This is a genomic window from Rhodococcus sp. P4_C10, from assembly GCF_056402135.1.
This window is the reverse complement of record NZ_JBFUHZ010000056.1, coordinates 1-22,743: the sequence shown is the minus strand read 5'-3', so window position 1 is coordinate 22,743 and position 22,743 is coordinate 1. Positions and strand designations below refer to the sequence as shown.

Annotated in this window: 1 protein-coding gene and 1 pseudogene; both read left to right on the top strand. The window is 69.7% G+C overall.

Annotated elements, in window-relative coordinates:
• Positions 1-17: 17 nt before the first annotated feature.
• Positions 18-19,652 (top strand): annotated as a pseudogene (locus AC1DWC_RS24335) (non-ribosomal peptide synthase/polyketide synthase); the annotation flags it as partial.
• 109 nt (positions 19,653-19,761) lie between these two features.
• On the top strand, positions 19,762-22,743 hold a 2,982-nt coding region (locus AC1DWC_RS24330; RefSeq protein WP_477912182.1), incomplete at its 3' end, for a non-ribosomal peptide synthetase.

Below are 22,743 nucleotides of genomic sequence, written 5' to 3'. Positions count from 1 at the left end.
TGGCGAGCCCGTTCGGGGTGTCCGGTGAGCGGATGTACCGGACTGGTGATCTGGTGTTCTGGAACGACTCTGGTGAGCTGGATTACATCGGTCGGACGGACTTCCAGGTGAAGTTGCGTGGTCTGCGGATCGAACTCGGCGAGATCGAGACCGCCATGCTGGCGTTGCCGGAGGTCGCGCAGTCGGTGGTGACGTTGCACCACGACACGCGGACGGGTGAGGCGTTGGTGGCCTACCTGGTGCCGTCGGCGGGCTCGGCGATCGACCACGGTGCGGTGAAGGCGGCACTGACCGCGGCCTTGCCGGCGTACATGGTGCCGTCGGCGTTCGTGGTGCTCGACGAGTTCCCGCTCAACGCCAGTGGCAAGCTCGACCGGAAGGCGCTGCCGGCGCCGGTGTTCGAGGCGAAGGTGTTCCGGGCGCCGTCGGGCCCGGTCGAGGAGATCGTGGCCGCGGTGTTCGCGGATCTGCTCGGGGTGGAGCGGGTTGGTGCGGACGACGACTTCTTCGAGCTGGGCGGCAACTCGCTGATCGCGACGCAGGTGACGGCGCGACTCGGTGCGGCCCTGGACACGACGGTGCAGGTGCGGACGTTGTTCGAGTCGCCGTCGGTTGCGGCGTTGGCGGTGGCAGTCGAGCAGCACGCCGGGCAGGGTGGGCGAAAGGCGCTGGTCGCGCAGGAGCGCCCGGAGTCGATTCCGTTGTCGCTGGCGCAGCAGCGGATGTGGTTCCTGAGCCGGTTCGACTCCGAGTCCGCGGTGAACAACATCCCCGCCGCGATCCGGCTTTCGGGCGCGCTGGACGTGCCGGCCCTGCAGGCCGCGATCGCCGATGTCGTTGCCCGGCACGAGATCATGCGGACCGTCTACCCCGAGCACGAGGGCGCCGGGGTGCAGGTGATCCTGCCCGCCGGCGAGGTGGTTCCGGACCTGACGCCGGTGGCCGTCGGTGCCGACGAGCTCCTCGCGCGGGTGACCGAGTTCGCGACGGTCGGGTTCGACGTCACCGCGCAGGTGCCGGTGCGCACGACGCTGTTCCAGGTCGGCGAGACCGAGCACGTGCTGGTGCTGGTGATCCACCACATCGCCGCCGACGGGTTCTCGATGGGCCCGCTGACCCGCGACGTGATGATCGCCTACGCGGCCCGTTCGGCCGGCGAGGCGCCCGGTTGGGCGCCGCTGGCGGTGCAGTACGCGGACTACAGCCTGTGGCAGCGGGAGGTGCTCGGGTCGGAGGACGATCCGGAGTCGCTGATCGCCGGCCAGCTCGAGTACTGGAAGTCGGAACTGGACGGCATTCCCGCGCAGCTGGACCTGCCGAGCGACCGGCCGCGGCCGGCGGTGGCGTCCAACGTGGGCGGCACGGTCGAGTTCGCGGTGGACGCGGATCTGCATGCGGCGCTGTCGGACACGGCACGCGGCAACAACTCGTCGCTGTTCATGGTCGTGCACGCGGCGCTGGCGGTGCTGCTGGCCCGGCTGTCGGGAAGCGGCGACATCGCGATCGGCACCCCGATTGCCGGCCGCGGCGAGGCCGCGCTCGACGACCTGGTCGGCATGTTCGTCAACACCCTGGTGCTGCGCACCGAAGTGGACCCGGCGGCGTCGTTCGCCGAACTGCTCGGCGGGGTCCGGGAGACGGACCTCGGGGCGTTCGGGCACGCGGACGTGCCGTTCGAGCGGCTGGTCGAGGTGCTCAACCCGGCCCGTTCGCAGGGGCGCCACCCGTTGTTCCAGGTGGCGTTGTTCTTCCAGAACCACACCCAGCCCACCCTCGAGTTGGGCGGGCTTTCGGTGTCCGGTGTCGACTTCGACGCCGCGATCGCGAAGTTCGACCTGCAGGTCACCCTGACCGAGAGCGTCGACGAGTCGGGCGCACCCGCCGGGATGGCCGTGGAACTGACCTACGCGCGGGACCTGTTCGACGAGGCCACCGCGGTGATGTTCGGTGAGCGGTTCACCCGGGTGCTGCGGGCGGTCTCGGCCGATCCCGCGGTCGCGGTCGGAGACGTCGAGTTGCTCGGCGACGACGAGCGGGCGCTGGTGCTGGCCGGGTGGAACGACTCGGACCACGTGGTCGAGTCGGGGGACCTGCTGCTCGACGCGTTCGACGCGCAGGTCGCGGCGACCCCGGACGCGACGGCGCTGGTGTACGAGGGCGCGGAACTGACGTACGCGCAGTTCGACGCCCGGGTCAACCGGTTGGCGCGGTTGCTGATCGCGGAGGGTGTGGGCCCGGAGTCGCTGGTGGCGTTGGCGATCCGTCGCTCGCTGGACCTGGTCGTCGGCATCTATGCGGTGGTCAAGGCCGGTGGCGCGTACGTGCCGGTGGACCCGGACCATCCGGCGGAGCGGATCGGGCACATTCTCGACACCGCCGATCCGGCGTGTGTGCTGACCGTCTCGCGGGACGGTATCGAGGTTCCGGGGGAGCGGTCTGTCCTGCGGATCGACACGGTCGACGTGTCGGGTTTCTCGGCGGCGACGGTCACCGACGCCGACCGGGTCGCGCGGCTGTCGCCGGATCATCCGGCGTACGTCATCTTCACCTCCGGTTCGACGGGCAAGCCGAAGGGTGTGGCGGTCAGCCACCGGGCGATCGCCAACCAGATCGCGTGGATGCTCGCGGAGTACCCGCTCGGCGCGTCGGATGTGTACCTGCAGAAGACGGCGACGACGTTCGACGTGTCGCTGTGGGGCTTCTTCATGCCGCTGCGCGCGGGTGCGACGTTGGTCGTCGCGACGCCGGACGGACACCGGGACCCTGCGTACGTCGCGGAGACCATCCGGGCGCGGGGTGTGACGGTCACGGACTTCGTGCCGTCGATGCTGACGGTGTTCGCGGGCGCCGTTGCCCGTGAGGATCTGTCGTCGCTGCGGTACGTGTTCGTGATCGGCGAGGCGTTGCCGGCGGAGACGGTCCGCGACTTCGCGTTGGTCTCCGGTGCCGGGGTGCACAACCTGTACGGGCCGACGGAGGCGGCGGTGTCGATCACGTACGCCGACGTCACCGACACCGCGGTCGGCGGGGCGGTCTCGATCGGCCGGCCGGAGTGGAACTCGCAGGTGTTCGTGCTCGACGGCCGGTTGCGGCCGGTGCCGGTGGGTGTGCCGGGCGAGCTGTACCTGGGCGGCGTGCAGTTGGCGCGGGGTTACTACGGTCGGGTGGACCTGACGTCCGACCGGTTCGTGGCGAACCCGTTCGGCGACAACGGTTCCCGGATGTACCGGACCGGTGACCTGGTGACGTGGCGGGCCGACGGCGAGATCGACTACATCGGTCGCACGGACTTCCAGGTGAAGTTCCGTGGTCAGCGGATCGAGCTCGGTGAGATCGAGACGGCCCTGCTGGCGCACGAGTCGGTGCTGCAGTCGGCGGTCCTGGTGGTGCCGACGGCGACGGGTGATCACCTGGTGGCGTATGTGGTGCCCGTGCAGGGCGCCTCGGTCGAGGTGGACGGGCTCAAGGAGTTCGCGGCTCGGTCGTTGCCGTCGTACATGGTGCCGTCGGCGTTGGTGGTGCTCGAGGCGTTCCCGTTGAACTCCTCCGGGAAGTTGGATCGGAAGGCGTTGCCGGCGCCGGTGTTCGAGGCACGGGAGTTCCGGGCGCCGACGAATCCGGTGCAGGAGATCGTCGCGGGTGTCTTCGCCGGTGTCCTCGGGGTGGGCCGGGTCGGTCTGGACGACGACTTCTTCGAGCTGGGCGGCAACTCCCTGGTTGCCGCACAGGTGATCTCGCAGGTGGGCGCCGCACTGGACACCCGGGTTCCGGTCCGGGTTCTCTTCGAGGCCTCGACGGTCGAGGCGCTCGCCGCCCGTGTCGCCGAACTTGCCGGTTCCGGCGGCCGCGCCGCGCTGGTCGCCCAGCAGCGGCCGGAGCGGGTGCCGCTGTCGATGGCGCAGCAGCGGATGTGGTTCCTCAACCGCTTCGACACCGCCTCCTCGGCGTACAACATCCCGATGGCGATCCGGTTGACCGGCGACCTCGACGTGGCCGCGATGGCGGCCGCGCTGGGCGACGTGTTCGCCCGGCACGAGTCGCTGCGCACCCGCTACCCGGAGACCGAGGACGGCCCGGTCCAGGTGATCGAGCCCGTCGCGTCCGTGGTCGACCTGACTCCGGTGCGGGTGAGTGCGGACGAGCTGCCGCAGCGGCTGTTCGAGCTGGCCACCACGGCATTCGACGTCACCGCCGAGGTCCCGGTGCGGGTCGTGCTGTTCGCGGTCGACGGCGGAGACTCCGAGTACGTGCTCGGGTCTGTGGTGCACCACATCGCCGCAGACGGTGCGTCGATGGCCCCGTTCGGGCGGGACATCATGACCGCCTACGCGGCGCGGACGCAGGGCCAGACCCCCGGCTGGACCGAACTGCCGGTGCAGTACGCCGACTACGCGATCTGGCAGCGCGAGGTGCTCGGCTCCGAGGACGACGTCACGTCGGTCGCGGGTCAGCAGCTCGACTTCTGGCGCACTACGCTGGCCGGGCTGCCCGACCAGCTGGACCTGCCCGGTGACCGCCCACGGACGGCGACCCGCTCCCAGCAGGGCGGGCGGGTCGCGTTCGAGATCGGCGCCGACCTGCATCGCGGGCTGGGCGCGCTGGCCCGCGAGCAGGGGGCGACCCTGTTCATGGCCGCGCACACCGCGCTGACGGTGCTGCTGGCCCGGCTGTCCGGCACCGACGACATCGCAGTCGGTACGCCGATCGCGGGCCGCGGCGAGGCCGCGATGGACGACCTGATCGGAATGTTCGTCAACACGCTGGTCTTCCGCACCCATGTCGACGGATCCAAGTCGTTCGCGGATCTCCTTGCGGCGGTGCGCGAGTCGGACCTGGCGGCCTTCGGCCACGCCGACGTCCCCTTCGAGCGACTCGTCGAGGTGCTCAACCCGACCCGTTCGACGGCCCGGCACCCGCTGTTCCAGGTGGGTTTCTCGTTCCAGAACCTGGCCCAGAGCAGCGTGGAGCTGCCCGGACTCACGGTGGCCCCGTTCGAGATCGACACCCACATCACGCAGTTCGACCTGCAGCTGTTCCTCACCGAACGTTTCGACGCCGACGGAACTCCCGCCGGATTCGACGCGATGTTCCACTACGCCACGGACCTGTTCGACCAGTCCACGGTGGAGCGCTTCGCGGAGCGTTTCGTGCGGATCATCGCGGCCGCGGTCGCGAACCCGGCCGAGACGGTCGGCGACCTCGACTTCCTCGACCCGGCCGAGCGTCAGCTCGTGCTGTCGGGCTGGAACGACACGGCGGCCGAGGTCGCGGACGTCACCCTCTCGGACCTGGTCAACGCGCAGGTGGCCGCCGGCCCGGACGCCCCGGCGCTGTGGTTCGAGGGCACCGAGCTGAGCTACCGCGAGTTCGACGCCCGGGTCAATCGGCTGGCCCGCCGGCTGATCGCGGAGGGCGTCGGACCTGAGTCGTTGGTCGCGTTGGCGATGCGTCGCTCGGTCGACCTGGTCGTCGGCATGTACGCGGTGACCCAGGCCGGCGGCGCGTACGTGCCGGTGGATCCGGATCACCCGGCCGAGCGGATCGGCCACATCCTCGAGACCGCGGCGGTGGCGTGCGTACTGTCCACCGCGCGAGACGGATTCGAGGGAGCAGGGGACAGCTCTGTCCTCCTGCTGGACGAGATGGAGCTGTCGGGTTACTCCGAGGCGCCGGTGACGGACGCCGAGCGGACCCGGCCGCTGCGTCCCGAGCACCCGGCGTACGTGATCTTCACGTCCGGTTCCACCGGTCGGCCCAAGGGCGTGGCGGTGAGCCACTCGGCCATCGTCAACCAGCTGCTCTGGATGACCGAGAAGTTCGCGCTCGACGGCTCGGACTCGGTGCTGCTCAAGACCGCCGCGACCTTCGACCTGTCGGTGTGGGAGTTCTGGTCGGCCCTGGTCTCCGGCGGCCGAATGGTGATCGCCAAGCCCGGCGGCCACCAGGACCCGGACTACCTGCTCGACCTGCTCCGCAGTCAGGCCGTGACCACGCTGCACGCGGTGCCGTCGACGGTGTCGATGCTGATGGTCGCGGCCGCCGGTGGCGCGCTGTCGGATTCGCTGCGTCGGGTGCTCGCGATCGGTGAGGCACTGCCCGCCGCCACCGCGCAGACCTTCCGCGGCACCAACGCAGCAGCGATGTTCAACCTGTACGGCCCGACCGAGGCCGCGGTGTCGGTGACGGTGCACGAGGTGCTCGACGGCGACACCGGTTCGGTGCCGATCGGTGTGCCGGAGTGGAACACCCGTGTCTACGTCCTCGACACCCGCCTGAACCCGGTGCCCGCCGGCGTCGGCGGCGAGCTCTACCTGGCCGGCGCCCAGTTGGCCCGCGGCTACCACGCCCGCCCGGACCTGACCGCGGACCGGTTCGTCGCCGATCCGTTCGGCGCCACGGGGGAGCGCATGTACCGCACCGGTGACCTGGTCACCTGGCTGCCGACCGGTGAGCTCGAGTACCTGGAGCGCAGCGACTTCCAGGTCAAGGTGCGTGGCTTCCGGATCGAGCTCGGCGAGATCGAGTCGGCGCTGATGCGCGACGAGTCCGTCGCGGCGGCGGTTGTCACCGCCAAGTCCGACGAGCGCACCGGCGGCCGTCTGGTCGCCTACCTGGTGCCCGCGGCCGGCGCGGACCTCGACGTGGCGCGGCTCAAGGCCGACGCGGCGGAGGCGCTGCCGAGCTACATGGTGCCCGCGGCCTTCGTGGTCCTCGAGGCGCTGCCGCTGAACATCAACGGCAAGCTCGACCGGAAGGCGCTGCCGGATCCCGAGTTCGAGGCGGCCGAGTTCCGGGCGCCGACCACGGACGTCGAGCGACTGGTCGCCCAGGTCTTCGGCGACGTCCTCGGCGTCGAGACAGTCGGCCTCGACGACGACTTCTTCGCGCTCGGCGGCAACTCCCTGGTCGCCACCCAGGTCGCGGCCCGCGTGGGTGCGGCGCGCGAGACCCAGATTCCGGTGGCCTGGCTGTTCGAGGCGCCGACCGTCGGCGAACTGGCCGTGCGGGTGCAGGCGCATGTCGGCGGCGGCGACCGGATCGCCCTGGTCGCAGGTGAGCGTCCGGAGCAGGTTCCGCTCTCGCTTGCGCAGCAGCGGATGTGGGTGCTCAACCGGATGGCACCCGAGTCGGCGGCATACAACATCCCCGGCGGCATCCGGCTGTCCGGGCGACTCGACGTCGCGGCGCTCGAGGCCGCGGTGCTCGACGTGCTGGCCCGCCACGAGGTGCTGCGGACGGTGTACCCGGCCGCGTCCGACGGTCCGGTTCAGCGGGTCGTGCCGGTGTCGGAGACGACGCTCGACCTGACCCCGGTCCGGGTCGACGAGCGGGTGCTGGCGGCGCGGGTCACCGAGGCGGTGGGCACCGGCTTCGACGTCACCACGACCGTGCCGGTGCGGGTGCAGCTGTTCGAGCTGAGCGAAACCGAGCACGTGCTCGTCGTGGTCGTGCACCACATCAGCGCCGACGGCTTCTCGATGGGGCCGCTGGCCCGGGACATCGTGGTGGCCTACACCGCACGTGTCGCCGGCGCGGCGCCGACCTGGGCGCCGCTGGCGGTCCAGTACGCGGACTACAGCCTGTGGCAGCGCGAGGTGCTCGGGTCCGAGGACGACGCGTCGAGCCTGCTCTCCCGTCAGCTCACGCACTGGCAGGACGTGTTGGCGGGGATGCCCGACAAGCTCGACCTGCCTGCGGATCGTTCCCGGCCCGCAGTGCAGACGTTCGGCGGCGCGCGGTTCGAGTTCGACGTTCCGGCGGGCACCTACGGTGCGCTGGTCGAGTTCGCGCAGGCACGCGGCGTCACGCTGTTCATGGTGATGCACGCGGCGCTGACCGTGCTGCTTTCGCGGCTGAGCAGGACCACCGACATCGCGGTCGGCACGCCGATCGCCGGCCGTGGCGAGCAGGAGCTCGACGACATGATCGGCATGTTCGTCAACACCCTCGTGCTGCGGACCGAGGTCGACGGGGCGGCCTCGTTCGAGGCATTGCTGGCGCAGGTGCGCGAGCGCGACCTCGCCGCCTTCGGGCATGCCGACGTGCCGTTCGAGCGGCTCGTGCAGGCACTGAATCCGGACCGCTCCACGGCGCGTCACCCGTTGTTCCAGGTTGCGCTGGCGTTCCAGAGCACTGCCGCGGCCTCGATCGAACTCCCCGGGCTGACGGTCTCCACCGAGGACGCGAACCTCGACAGCTCCAAGTTCGACCTGCAGCTGACGCTGCAGCCGGCAGGTGCGGCCGAAGGTCCGATGCGTGCCGAGTTCACCTATGCAACAGATCTTTTCGACGAACCGACGGTGTCTGTGTTCGCACAGCGCTTCGTCCGGATTCTTGATGTGATCCTGGTCGAGCCCGCCACCCCGGTCGGCGACATCGAGATCATGTCGGCGGTCGAGCGGTCGGACCTCGCCGTTCGTCAGGCTGCGGCCGCGGACCCGATCGTGCCGCTGCCCGAGCTCCTCGCGGAGGCCTCCGCGTCGAACCCCGACGGCATCGCCGTCCGGTTCGACGGTCGGCAGCTGACGTATCGGCAGATCGACGAGTGGTCGTCGCGCCTGGCTCGGGTGATGATCGGTTCGGGCGTGGGTCCGGGCGCGTTTGTCGCCCTTGGCATTCCGCGGTCGATCGAGTCGGTGCTCGCGGTGTGGGCCGTCGCCAAGACGGGTGCGGCATTCGTTCCCGTCGACCCGAACTACCCGGCGGACCGGATTGCGCACATGGTGTCCGATTCGGGAGCTCGTTTCGGTCTGACCATCGCCGGTTCGGTGGAGGCACTGCCCGCATCGGTGCAGTGGCTCGTCATCGACTCGCCCGAGCTCGAGCTGCACTGCGCGTCGATGTCCTCTGCCCCCGTCGACGAGGCCGAGCTGGTCGGCACGTTGCGGCCGGAGAACACGGCATACGTGATCTACACGTCCGGGTCGACGGGCACGCCGAAGGGTGTCTCGGTGAGCCACGGCGGGCTGTCGAACCTGTCGGCTGAGCAGCGTGACCGGTTCCGGATCACCCCCGAGTCGAAGACCCTGCACTTTGCCTCGCCGAGCTTCGACGCGTCGATGCTCGAGCTGCTGCTGGCGATCGGGGCCGGGGCAACCATGGTGATCGTTCCGCCGTCGGTGTACGGCGGCGACGAATTGACCCGGTTGCTGCGTGAGGAGCGGGTGAGCCACGCCTTCATCACCCCGGCGGCGCTGGCATCGCTCGATCCCGAGCAGCTACCGGACCTGGAGTCGGTCATGGTCGGTGGCGAGGCATACACGCCTGACCTGATGTCGCGGTGGGCGAGGGGCCGCCGGTTCTTCAACGTGTACGGCCCGACCGAGACGACGATCATCGTCACCAGCAGCGATCCGCTGGTGCCGGGTGGGACCATGCCGATCGGTGTGCCCCTGCGCGGGGTTGCCGCGCGGGTGCTCGACGTGCGGTTGCGCCCGGTTCCGGTGGGGGTCGCGGGTGAGCTGTACCTGGCGGGCCCCGGTGTGGCGCTGGGCTACCACCATCGTGCGGGGCTGACCGCGGACCGGTTTGTCGCCGCGACATCTGGCACCGCGGGCGAGCGGATGTACCGGACCGGAGACGTCGTGCGGTGGGTCCCCGGCGCAGACGGGCTGGTGATCGAGTACGTCGGCCGCAGCGACTTCCAGGTGAAGGTGCGCGGTTTCCGCATCGAACTCGGGGAGATCGATTCGGCTCTGTTGGCGCACGAGGACGTGGAGTTCGCCGCGACGATGGGGCACACCAGCTCCGCGGGTGCCACCTCGCTGGTGTCGTACGTGTTGCCGGCCGCCGGACGCACCGTCGACCCGGCGCAGCTGACGGAGTTCGTGGCGCGGTCGCTGACCGCGTACATGGTGCCCGCATCGATCATGGTGCTCGACGAGATCCCGCTCACGCCGGTGGGCAAACTGGATCGAAAGGCGCTGCCGGAGCCGGTGTTCGCCGCTCGGGAGTTCCGGGCGCCGACCACTCCGGCCGAGGAGGTCGTCGCGGGCGTGTTCGCCGACGTGCTCGGGCTCGAGCGGATCGGCCTGGACGACGACTTCTTCGCCCTGGGCGGCAACTCGCTGATCGCCACCCAGGTGACCGCACGTCTCGGTGCCGCACTCGACACCACCGTGCCGGTGATCGCGCTGTTCGAGGCCTCGACGGTGCGGGATCTGGCGGCGGCACTGGAACAGCGGGTCGGCCTCGGTGGCCGGGCCGCGTTGGAGGCGCAGCCGCGCCCGGACGTCCTGCCGCTCTCACTTGCGCAGCAACGGATGTGGTTCCTCAACCGGATGGATCCGGATTCTGCGGCGTACAACATTCCTGTCGCGATCAGGCTCACCGGCGACCTCGACACGGTGGCCCTGCAGGCCGCGGTCGTGGACGTGCTCGAGCGTCACGAGTCGCTGCGCACCGTGTTCCCCGAGGTCGACGGGGTCCCGCAGCAGGTGATCGTGCCGACCGCGCAGGTGGTCCCGGACCTGACCCCGGTGGTCGTCGCCGAGGACGAGATCCACGACCGGGTGTTCGCGATGATGTCGGCGCCGTTCGACGTGGCCGGCGAGGTGCCGCTGCGTGCCGCGCTGTACGCGACGAGCGAACGGGACTACGTGCTCGTCCTCTCCGTTCATCACATCAGCGCCGACGGCTGGTCGATCGCGCCGCTGACCCGCGACGTGATGGTGGCCTACGCGGCGCGCAACGCTGGGCAGGCGGGCCCGGGTTGGGCCCCGCTCCCGGTGCAGTACGCGGACTTCGCGATCTGGCAGCGTGGACTGCTCGGGTCCGAGGACGACGCGGACTCGCTGATCACCACCCAGCTGGACTACTGGCGCGGTGCCCTGGCGAATCTGCCGGACCTGTTGGAACTGCCCACCGACCGTCCCCGCCCGGCCGTCGGGAGCAGCCGTGGGGCGAAGCTGTCCTTCGAGATCGGAACAGAACTGCACGCCGGCATGGGCCGGATCGCCCGCGAGCACGGCGTGACGCAGTTCATGGTCGTGCACGCAGCCTTCGCGGTGCTGCTCGCGCGCCTGTCCGGCAGCGGTGACATCGCGGTCGGCACACCCATCGCGGGCCGAGGGGAGGCCGGACTCGACGACATGGTCGGCATGTTCGTCAACACCCTGGTGCTGCGCACCGAGGTGGACCCCGCGGACACCTTTGTCGAGCTGTTCCGTCGAGTCCGCGACCGCGACGTGGCCGCGTTCGGTCATGCCGACGTGCCGTTCGAGCGGCTGGTCGAGGCGCTCGCCCCGATCCGGTCGCAGTCGCACTCACCGCTGTTCCAGGCGTCTCTGACGCTGCAGAACCTCGAGCGCAGTGACCTGGAGTTGCCGGGCCTGACCGTCGGCCTGCTCGAATCCGATGTCGCGGTCACCCAGTTCGACTTGGACCTCATCCTCGCCGAGGCGTTCACCGCAACCGGCGAACCGAACGGATTCGAGGCGTGCTTCACGTACGCGTCCGACCTCTTCGACGAGTCCACCGTCGCCGGGTTCGCCGCGCGCTTCGTGCGGATACTCGAGGCGTCCGTGACGAACCCGGCCGTTGCGGTCGGTGACGTCGAGATCCTGGCGGCCGACGAGCGCGAACGGGTGCTGCGGGAGTGGAACGAGACCGCGGTCGATCTCGCGCCGATGACATTGATCGACCCGTTCGACGGACAGGTGACGCGCACCCCCGACGCGATCGCCGTGGTGTTCGAGGGACAGAGCCTCACCTACCGCGAGTTCGACGAGCGTGCGAACCGACTGGCCCGCAAGCTGATCGCCGACGGGGTCGGACCCGAGACGCTGGTCGGCCTGGCGATGAGTCGCTCGCTGGAGTTGATGGTCGGCATGTACGCCATCGTCAAGGCCGGTGGCGCGTACGTGCCGATCGATCCGGAGCATCCGGCCGAGCGCACCGGGTACGTGCTCGAGTCGGCGGCACCGGTCTGCACCGTGACCACCAGCCGGGACCAGGGCTGCCTGCCCGCCGGCTGCACGAAGATCGTGGTGGACGAGGTGGACCTGAGCGGGTACTCGGCCGCCCGGGTCACCGACGGTGACCGGCGATCGCCGCTGCGCCCGCAGAACGCCGCGTACGTGATCTACACATCGGGTTCGACCGGCCGACCGAAGGGCGTGGCAATCAGCCACGAGTCGATCGTGAACTACCTGGCCTGGCTCACCGACCGGTACGAGATGACGGTGACGGACCGGGTGGTGCAGAAGGCGCCGACCACGTTCGACGTGTCGGTGTGGGAGTGCTTTGCCGCGCTGCAGGTCGGCGGTCGGGTGGTGCTCGCCGTGCCCGGCGGACACCGTGATCCCGACTACCTGGCGGCGTTGATCGACGAGCAGTCGATCACGATCGCCGAGTTCGTCCCGTCGATGCTCAGCATGTTCCTCGCGGCGGGCAAGGCCGACGGACTGGACTCGTTGCGGGTCGTGTTCGCCGGTGGCGAGGCGCTCGCGCCGAACGTGCTGCGGGACTTCGTCGCGGCGACCGGGACGACCATCGACAATGCCTACGGTCCGACCGAGACCGCAGTCGGCATCCTCTACGAGCCGGCGGTCGAGCGGTACGCCGGCGAGGGCACCACCGTCCCGATCGGCGGGCCCAGCTGGAACGCGGCCGCGACGGTGCTCGACACCCGCCTGCATCCAGTTCCCGTCGGCTCCGCGGGTGAGTTGTACCTGTCGGGTGTCCAGTTGGCCCGCGGATACGTCGGTCGGGTGGACCTGACCGCGGAGCGGTTCGTCGCCGACCCGTTCGGTCAGCCGGGTGACCGGATGTACCGCACCGGCGATCTGGTGCGCTGGAATCGTGACGGACGGTTGGAGTTCCTGGGCCGCACCGATTTCCAGGTGAAGCTGCGTGGCCTGCGGATCGAGCTCGGCGAGATCGAGGCGGTGCTGACGCGAGCGGACTCCGTCGCGCAGGCCATCGTGACCATGGTGCGCAGCGCGCGCGCCGGTGAGCACCTCGTCGGCTACGTGACCCCGCGGCCCGGCACGGCTCCGACCGAGGCGGACCTGCGCGCCGCGGTGGCCGCCGACCTGCCGGCCTACATGGTGCCGACGCGGATTGTGGTGCTCGACGAGTTCCCGCTCAGCTCTGCGGGCAAGGTGGACCGCAAGGCGCTGCCGGAGCCGGACTTCGCGGTGGCCACCACCGAGTTCCGCGAGCCGGCAACCGAGGCGGAGGCCGTCGTGGCCGCGGTGTTCGCCGAACTGCTCGGCGCCCCCCGGATCGGCGCCGACGACGACTTCTTCGCGCTCGGCGGCAACTCGCTCCTCGCGATGCGGCTGGTGTCTCGGATCAACGCGGCGCTCGGCTGCAACCTCGGCGTCCGTGCGGTCTTCGAGGCGTCGACGGTGACCGGGCTGGCAGCACAGGTCGAAACGGCCGCAACGGCACCCGGCGCACCGGCGCTGGTGGCCGGACCGCGACCGGACCGGATTCCGTTGTCCTTGGCACAGAACCGGATGTGGTTCCTCAACCAGTTCGATCCGGACTCGTCCGCGTACACCATCCCGTTGGCGATCAGCCTGCGCGGGCGCCTCGACGTCGAGGCGTTGGGACTCGCGGTCCGCGACGTGTTCGAACGCCACGAGTCGCTGCGGACCGTGTTCCCCGACGACGGACAGGGGCCGGTCCAGGTGATCCTGCCCGCCGATCGGGTCGAGCTCGACCTGACGCCGGTGGACATCGACCCGCAGGATCTGCCGGCCACGGTGGTCGAGATCCTCGGTGCCGGTTTCGACGTGACGGCGGCGGTCCCGGTGCGCGGCTCGCTGCTGCACACCGGTCCCGACGAGCACGTGCTGGTGATGGCGATCCACCACATCAGCGCGGACGGCGTCTCGACGGCGCCGATGGCCCGCGACCTCATGTTGGCCTACGTGGCACGCACCGCCGGAGCGGCTCCGGCATGGGCGCCCCTGCCGGTGCAGTACGCGGACTTCACGCTGTGGCAGCACCGGGTACTCGGCTCCGAGAGTGACCCGGAGTCGTTGGCCGCGCAGCAGATCGGGTTCTGGAAGGACACCCTCGCGGGGCTTCCGGACGTGCTCGAGTTGCCGACGGACCGGCCCCGACCGGCGGTGGCGTCCGGTCGTGGCTCCCGGCTGCCCTTCGAGATCGACCCGGACGTGGCCGCCGGCATCGAGGCACTCGCCCGCGAGTACGGCGTCACCACCTTCATGGTCGTGCACGCCGCGTACTCGGTGCTCCTCGCGCGCTTGTCCGGCAGTGCCGACATCGCGGTCGGTACGCCGATCGCCGGCCGCAGTGAGGCCGCGCTGGACGACCTCGTCGGGATGTTCGTCAACACCCTGGTGTTGCGAACCGAGGTCGACCCGGCCGGATCCTTCGGCGAGCTGCTCCAGAAGGTCCGAGTGGCCGACCTGGCCGCGTTCGGGCATGCCGAGGTTCCGTTCGAGCGACTGGTCGAGGCACTCAACCCGGCTCGCTCGCAGTCACATTCGCCGTTGTTCCAGGCGTCCATGACGTTGGAGCTCAACGAGGACTCCACCCTCGAACTGCCGGGGCTGACCATCAGTGGTGTCGACTACGAGGCCGACACCACCCAGTTCGACCTGACGCTGATCGTCACCGAGGGCGTCGAGGTCGGTGGCCGACCCGGTGGGATGGCTGCCGCCCTGCGGTACGCCACCGACCTGTTCGATCGGGCGACAGTCGAGTCGTTCGCGGACCGGTTCGTGCGGATCCTGCGCGAGGTGGTCGCTGCTCCCGACGTGCTGGTCGGCGACATCGAGCTGCTCGGCGACGCCGAGCGCGAGCGGGTGCTGTTCGACTGGAACGCGACGGACGAACTGATCTCCCCGCAGACCCTCGTGGACCTGTTCGAGGCGCAGGTCGCGGCGACGCCGACAGCGGCGGCGCTCACCTTCGACGGCGAGTCGCTGACCTACGCCGAGTTCTCGGCGCGAGCGAACCGGTTGGCCCGGCACCTGATCTCGATCGGTGTCGGTCCGGAGTCGCTGGTGGCGCTGGCCGCGCGCCGGTCGTTCGACCTGCTCGTGGGCATCTACGCGGTGCTCGAGGCCGGTGGCGCCTACGTGCCGATCGATCCGGATCAGCCGGCCGACCGGATCGGCCACATCCTCGACTCCGCGGACCCGGTGTGCATCCTGTCCACGACGCGGGACGGATTCGAGGTGCCGGGGGACAGGTCTGTCCTGAACATCGACGCGCTCGAGCTGTCCGGCTTCAGTTCCCGCCCGGTTGTCGACGCCGATCGCATCGCGTCGCTGGCCCCCTCGAACACCGCCTACGTCATCTTCACCTCGGGATCGACCGGCCGCCCGAAGGGCGTCGCCGTCAGCCACGGGGCAATCGTCAACCGCCTGCTGTGGATGCAGTCCGAGTACCGGCTCGGCGGCACGGACGCGGTGCTGCAGAAGACTCCGGTCACGTTCGACGTGTCGGTGTGGGAGCTGTTCTGGCCGCTGCAGGTCGGCGCGCGCCTGGTGATCGCGGTGCCGGACGGCCATCGGGATCCGGCGTACCTCGCACGAGTGATTGCCGCGGAGTCGGTGACCACCGCCCACTTCGTGCCGTCGATGCTGGCGCTGTACGTCGCGGAACCTGCCGTCGCGTCGGCGTCCTCGCTGGTTCGCGTGTTCGCCTCCGGTGAGGCGCTGCCGGCCCAGACCGCAGACCGGCTGCGCGAGGTGGCGCCGCAGGCGCGGTTGCACAACCTCTACGGCCCGACCGAGGCCGCGGTCGACGTGACCTTCCACGAGGTCACCGAGGCGGACCGGGTGGGCGTGCCGATCGGCGCACCGGTGTGGAACACCCAGGTGTTCGTGCTGGACGCGCGGCTGCGGCCCGTTCCGATCGGGGTGGCCGGCGAGCTGTACCTGGCAGGGGACCAGTTGGCCCGCGGGTACGTCGGCCGGCCCGACCTGACCGCGGACCGTTTCGTGGCCAGCCCCTTCGTGGGCGGGGCCCGGATGTACCGCACCGGGGACCTGGTGAAGTGGATCGGCAACGGTGAGATCGACTACCTCGGACGCACCGACTTCCAGGTGAAGCTGCGCGGCCTGCGGATCGAGCTCGGGGAGATCGAGACGGCCCTGGTGGGCCTCGATTCCGTCGCACAGTCGGTCGTCACGCTGCACCACGACGACCGTTCCGGTGAGGCGCTGGTCGGCTACCTGGTGCCCACCGCGGGCGCCTCGGTGGACCTGGCCGACGTCAAGGCCGCGTTGCGCGAGAGCCTGCCGGCCTACATGGTGCCGACGGCCTTCGTGGTGCTCGAGGCCTTCCCGCTGAACGCCTCCGGCAAGCTGGACCGCAAGGCGCTGCCGGCGCCGGTCTTCGAGGCGAAGCAGTTCCGGGCGCCGTCGACCCCGGTCGAGGAGATCGTGGCCGGCGTGTTTGCGGAGCTGCTCGGTATCGCCCGGGTGGGCGTCGACGACGACTTCTTCGAGCTCGGCGGCAACTCGCTGATCGCGACCCAGGTGGCCGCGAGGCTCGGTGCTGCGTTCGACGCCGCGGTGCCGGTGCGGACCGTGTTCGATGCATCCACCGTCGAGGCGCTCGCCGCGGCGACGGGTGTGCTGGCCGGCAGCGGCGGCCGGATCGCGCTCACCGCGCAGCGGCGACCGGAGCGGATCCCGATGTCCCTGGCGCAGTCTCGGATGTGGTTCCTGAGCCGGTTCGACAGCGAGAGCGCCGTCAACAACATCCCGGTCGCGGTCCGGCTGACGGGCGAACTCGACGTGGCCGCGCTGCGGTCCGCGGTCGGAGACGTGCTGGCCAGGCACGAGATCCTGCGGACGGTCTACCCCGAGCACGAGGGCGCCGGCTTCCAGGTCGTCCTGCCGGTCGACCGGGTCAGCGTGGACCTGACGCCGGTCGCGGTCGCGTCTGACGAGCTGCTCGCCCGCGCCACGGAATTCGTCGCCGGTGGGTTCGACGTCACCGTCGACGTGCCGCTGCGCGCCCTGCTGATGAGCATCGACGGCGGCGAGCCGGCCCCGGGGACCGACCACGTCCTGGTGTTCGTCGTGCATCACATTGCCTCCGACGGATTCTCGATGGGGCCGTTGGTGCGGGACGTGATGATTGCCTACTCGGCACGGAAGTCGGGGGAGGCGCCGTCCTGGGCACCGCTGGCCGTCCAGTACGCGGACTACAGCCTGTGGCAGCGCGAGGTGCTCGGGTCGGAGCAGGACACCGACTCGCTGATCGCACGCCAGCTCGGGTACTGGACCGAGACGCTGGCGGGTCTGCCCGCGCAGTTGGATCTCCCGTCCGATCGCCCGCGTCCCGCCGTCGCCTCCAACCGTGGCGCGTCGGTCGGGTTGGACCTCGACGCCGGCCTGCACGCCGCGCTCGGCACGGTTGCGCGTGCCCACGGCGCCACCCCGTTCATGGTGGTGCACGCGGCGTTGGCGGTGCTGTTGGCACGGCTGTCGGGTACCACGGACATCGCGATCGGTACGCCGGTCGCGGGTCGCGGTGACGCCGCGCTCGACGACCTGGTCGGCATGTTCGTCAACACCCTGGTGCTGCGGACCGAGGTCGATTCGGCCGAGTCCTTCGCTGACCTGCTGGGCCGGGTCCGCTCGGTCGACCTCGGGGCATTCGGGCACGCGGAGCTGCCGTTCGAGCGGCTGGTCGAGGTGCTCAACCCGGTCCGTTCGCAGGGTCGGCACCCGCTGGTGCAGGTCGCCTTGTTCTTCCAGAACCTCGCGCAGTCGAGCCTCGAGCTCGACGGGCTCGACGTCTCGGCGGTGGAGTTCGACGAGGACATTGCCAAGTTCGACCTGCAGGTCACCATGTCGGAGTCCCATGGGGAGGACGGGACGCCCACCGGGATGCGGGTGGACCTGAACTATGCGACCGACCTGTTCGACGAGCAGTCGATCCGCAGGTTCGGCGACCGGTTCCTGCGGATCCTCGCAGCCTTCGTCGCGGATCCCACCGCGGTCGTCGGGGACGTGGAGCTGCTCGAGGTCGCGGAGCGAACGGTGCTGCTGGAGAACTGGAACGACTCGGCCCGCGAGTTGCCGTCCGGTCAGCTGCTCCTGGACGGGTTCCGCCGCCAGGCCGAGGCCACCCCGGACAACATCGCGGTGGTGTACGAGGGCGAGTCGCTCACCTACGCCGAGTTCGGAGCGCGGGTGAACCGGCTGGCACGCCTCCTCGTCGACGAGGGCGTTGGTCCGGAGTCGTTGGTGGCGTTGGCTGTTCGACGTTCGTTGGATCTGGTCGTCGGCATCTACGCGGTGCTCGAGGCGGGCGGCGCCTACGTGCCGATCGACCCGGACCACCCGATGGAGCGGATCGGTCACATCCTGGACACCGCGGATCCGGCCTGCGTGCTGACCACCGCGCGAGACGGGTTCCAGGCGCCGGGAGGCCGAGCCGTCCTGTGCATCGACACGGTCGACGTGTCGGGCTACTCGGCAGCGCCGGTTCTCGACGCGGAACGGTCCACGGTGCTGCGTCGTACGCACCCCGCCTACGTGATCTTCACGTCGGGCTCGACCGGCAAGCCCAAGGGCGTCGCAGTCGATCACGGCGCGATCGTCAACCAGATGGAGTGGATGCAGGGCGAGTACCTGCTCGACGGCTCGGACGTCTACCTGCAGAAGACCGCGACCACCTTCGACGTCTCGCTGTGGGGTTGGTTCATGCCGCTGCGGGTGGGTGCGCAACTCGTGGTCGCGACCCCGGACGGCCACCGCGACCCGCTCTACGTCGCGGAGAAGATCGCCGAGCACTCGGTCACTGTCACGGACTTCGTGCCGTCAATGCTGACGGTGTTTGCCGATACGGTGTCCTCGGCCGGCGCGTCACTCGCCTCGTTGCGGCACGTGTACGTGATCGGTGAGGCGCTGCCCGCGGAGACGGTGCGGGCGTTCTCGGCAGTCAGCCCGGCCAGGCTGCACAACCTGTACGGTCCGACCGAGGCCGCCGTGTCGATCACCTACCGTGAGGTGACCGGCGAGGGCAACTCTGCCGCGGTGGCCATCGGGCGACCGATGTGGAACTCGCAGGTGTTCGTGCTGGACTCGCGGCTGCGGCCCGTTCCGGTGGGTGTGCCCGGTGAGTTGTACCTGGCGGGCGACCAGTTGGCGCGCGGATACTACGGCCGGGTCGACCTCACGTCTGACCGGTTCGTGGCGAATCCGTTCCGCCCCGGTGGCGAGCGCATGTACCGCACCGGCGACCTGGTGTTCTGGGGCGCTGACGGGGAACTCGGCTACATCGGACGCACCGACTTCCAGGTCAAGTTCCGCGGCCAGCGCATCGAACTGGGCGAGATCGAGACGGCACTGCTGGCGCACGACGCGGTCCTGCAGTCGGCCGTGTTGGTGGTCTCGACGGCGACGGGCGACCACCTGGTCGCCTACGTCGTGCCCATGCAGGGTACGCAGGTGAACTCGGAGGACCTGCTCGGTTTCGCGTCGACGTCGTTGCCCACCTACATGGTTCCGTCGGCAATCGTCGTACTGGCGGAGTTCCCGTTGAACCCGTCCGGCAAGCTGGACCGAAAGGCGTTGCCGGCTCCGGTGTTCGAGGCGCGCGCGTACCGGGCGCCGCAGACCGGGTCCGCACGACTGGTCGCCGAGACCTTCGCCGAGGTGCTCGGGCTCGAACAGGTGGGCCTGGACGACGACTTCTTCGAGTTGGGCGGCAACTCGCTGGTCGCGATGCAGGTCGCGGCGCGGCTCGGCAGTGCGTGTCGCGTTGACGGTGTGGGAGCGTCCGGAGCGGATTCCGCTGTCGCTTGCGCAGTCGCGGATGTGGTTCTTGAACCGTTTCGATTCCTCGTCGTCGGCGTACAACATTCCGGTTGTGGTGCGGTTGTCGGGTGTTCTCGATGTCGATGCGTTGGGTGCTGCGGTGGCCGATGTGGTGGCGCGGCACGAGGTGTTGCGCACGGTGTATGTCGACTTCGACGGTGCCGGTCATCAGGTGGTGTTGCCGGCCGGTGAGGCGGTGATCGATCTGACGCCGGTGTCGGTGGATGCGGAGTCGGTGGCCGGTGCGGCGGTGGAGTTCGTCTCGGCGCCGTTCGACGTGACCGCGGAGGTTCCGCTGCGGGCGCGTCTGTACGAGGTGGAGTCGGGCGTCGAGTACGTGTTGGCGATGGTGGTCCATCACATCAGTGCCGATGGTTGGTCGGTGGCTCCGTTGACGCGTGATGTGATGGTGGCGTATGCCGCTCGGCGGGCCGGGCGGTTGCCGGAGTGGGCGCCGTTGCCGGTGCAGTACGCGGACTACACGTTGTGGCAGCGTGAGGTGCTCGGTTCCGAGCAGGATCCGGGTTCGCTGGTGTCGGCTCAGTTGGACTACTGGATTGCTGCGCTGGCGGGTGTTCCGGATGTGCTGGAGCTTCCGACGGCTCGGCCGCGTCCGGCTGTGATGTCGAATCTCGGTGCGTTGCAAGAGTTCACGATCGACGCCGAGTTGCATGCGGCGCTCGATGCGGTGGCTCGGCGCAGTGGTGCGACGTTGTTCATGGTGATGCATGCGGCGGTGTCGGTGCTGTTGGCGCGGTTGTCGGGGACCGGTGACATCGTTGTCGGAACGCCGGTGGCCGGTCGTGGCGACGCCGCGCTCGACGACCTGGTGGGCATGTTCGTCAACACGTTGGTGCTGCGCACCGAGGTCGACGGTGGTGCCTCGTTCGACGAGGTCGTTGCGCGGACCCGGGAGACGGACCTGGGTGCGTTCGGTCATGCGGACGTGCCGTTCGAGCGGGTTGTCGAGGTGCTCAATCCGGTTCGGTCGCAGGCGTACTCGCCTCTGTTCCAGGTGTCGATCTCGTTCCAGAATCTCGAGTCGCCGGAGTTCGAGCTCGGTGAGCTCATGGTGTCGGGTGTGGATTCCGATGTGGTGTTGGCGAAGTTCGATCTGGACTTCGCGTTCGCCGACCGCTACGACGGTGAGGGCGCTCCGGACGGTGTGTCGGGTGTGCTGACCTATGCCGCTGCACTGTTCGACGCCGCCGGCGTCGAGCGCATGGTCGACGGTTTGTTGCGGATCCTGCGTGCGGTGACGGTCGACGCCGAGTTGCCGGTCGGCGACATCGATCTGCTCGGCGACGGTGAGCGGGAGTTGGTGCTGCGGGAGTGGAACGGTTCCGACGCGCCGGTGCCGGCGGGGACGTTGGATTCGTTGTTTGCCGATCAGGTCGTGCGGTCTCCGGGTGCGGTCGCGATCGTCGACGAGTCGATGGCCTTGACCTACCGGCAGTTCGATGCCCGGGTCGATGCGGTTGCTCGGTATCTGATCGGGGCCGGTGTCGGGGTCGAGTCGCGGGTGGTGCTCGCGATGCGCCGGTCGGTGGAGCAGGTTGTCGCGATGTACGCGGTGGTGCGTGCCGGTGGTGCGTATGTTCCGGTCGATCCGGATCAGCCGGCGGAGCGGATCGGGTACGTGGTCGAGACCGCTGACCCGCTGTTGGTGCTCGCCGATGCCGGTCTGTCCTCGGACGTTGTGTTCGGGTGCCCGGTCGTCGATGTTGCGGGGATCGACCTGGCCGACAGTCGGCCGGTGACCGCGGCGGATCGGGTCGGGGTGCTCGGTCCGCAGAACACGGCGTACGTGTTGTTCACCTCGGGTTCGACCGGGCGGCCCAAGGGCGTCGCGGTGACGCATGCGGCGGCGGTGAACCAGTTGGTGTCGATGCAGGCCGAGTACGGGCTCGGCGAGCGGGATTCGGTGCTGCAGAAGACGCCGGCGACGTTCGATGCGTCGGTGTGGGAGTTCTTCTGGCCGCTGCAGGCCGGTGCCCGGTTGGTGCTGGCGACCGCGGACGGTCATCGTGACCCGCAGTATCTGGCGCGGGTGATGGTGGAGCAGTCGGTGACGACGGTGCAGTTCGTGCCGTCGATGCTGCCGATGGTGTTGGCGGCGTTGCCGGAGTCGGGGACCCCGGCGTTGCTGCGGGTGTTCGCCGGTGGCGAGCCGTTGCCGGCCGTTGTTGCGGCGGAGTTCGGGCGGGTCACCGGTGCTGCGGTGCACAACCTCTACGGTCCGACCGAGGCGGCGATGCAGGTCACCCGCCGCGAGGCGGCCGAGACCGATGCGGCGGTGGTGCCGATCGGTGGTCCGGTCGAGGGCACGAAGGTGTTCGTGCTCGACGGGCGTCTGCGTCCGGTTCCGGTGGGTGTGCCGGGTGAGTTGTACCTGGCGGGTGTGCAGTTGGCCCGCGGCTACGAGTCGCGGCCGGATCTGACGGCGGAGCGGTTCGTGGCGAATCCGTTCGGTGGTGGTGAGCGGGTGTACCGGACCGGTGACCTGGCGCGCTGGACGTCGTCGGGTGAGCTGGAGTTCTTGGGGCGCACGGACTTCCAGGTGAAGTTGCATGGTCTGCGGATCGAGCTCGGCGAGGTGGAGGCTGCGTTGGCGGCGCATCCGTCGGTGGGTCAGTCGGTGGCGGCGGTCGTGAGCACTGCGTCGGGTCAGCATCTGGTCGGTTATGTGACGGCGGCTCCCGAGGCCGTGGTCGACGTCGTCGAGGTGTCCAGGGCGGCGGCGGATCGGTTGCCGGCTTACATGGTGCCGTCGCAGGTGATGGTGCTCGAGGAGTTGCCGGTCACCTCGAGTGGCAAGGTGGATCGGAGGGCGTTGCCGGCTCCGGTGTTCGAGGTGGCGGAGTTCCGTGCTCCGGTGACCGGGGTCGAGCGGGCGGTGGCGTCGGTGTTCGAGGAGTTGCTCGGGGTCGAGCGGGTGGGTCTGGACGATGATTTCTTCGCTCTGGGCGGCAACTCGCTG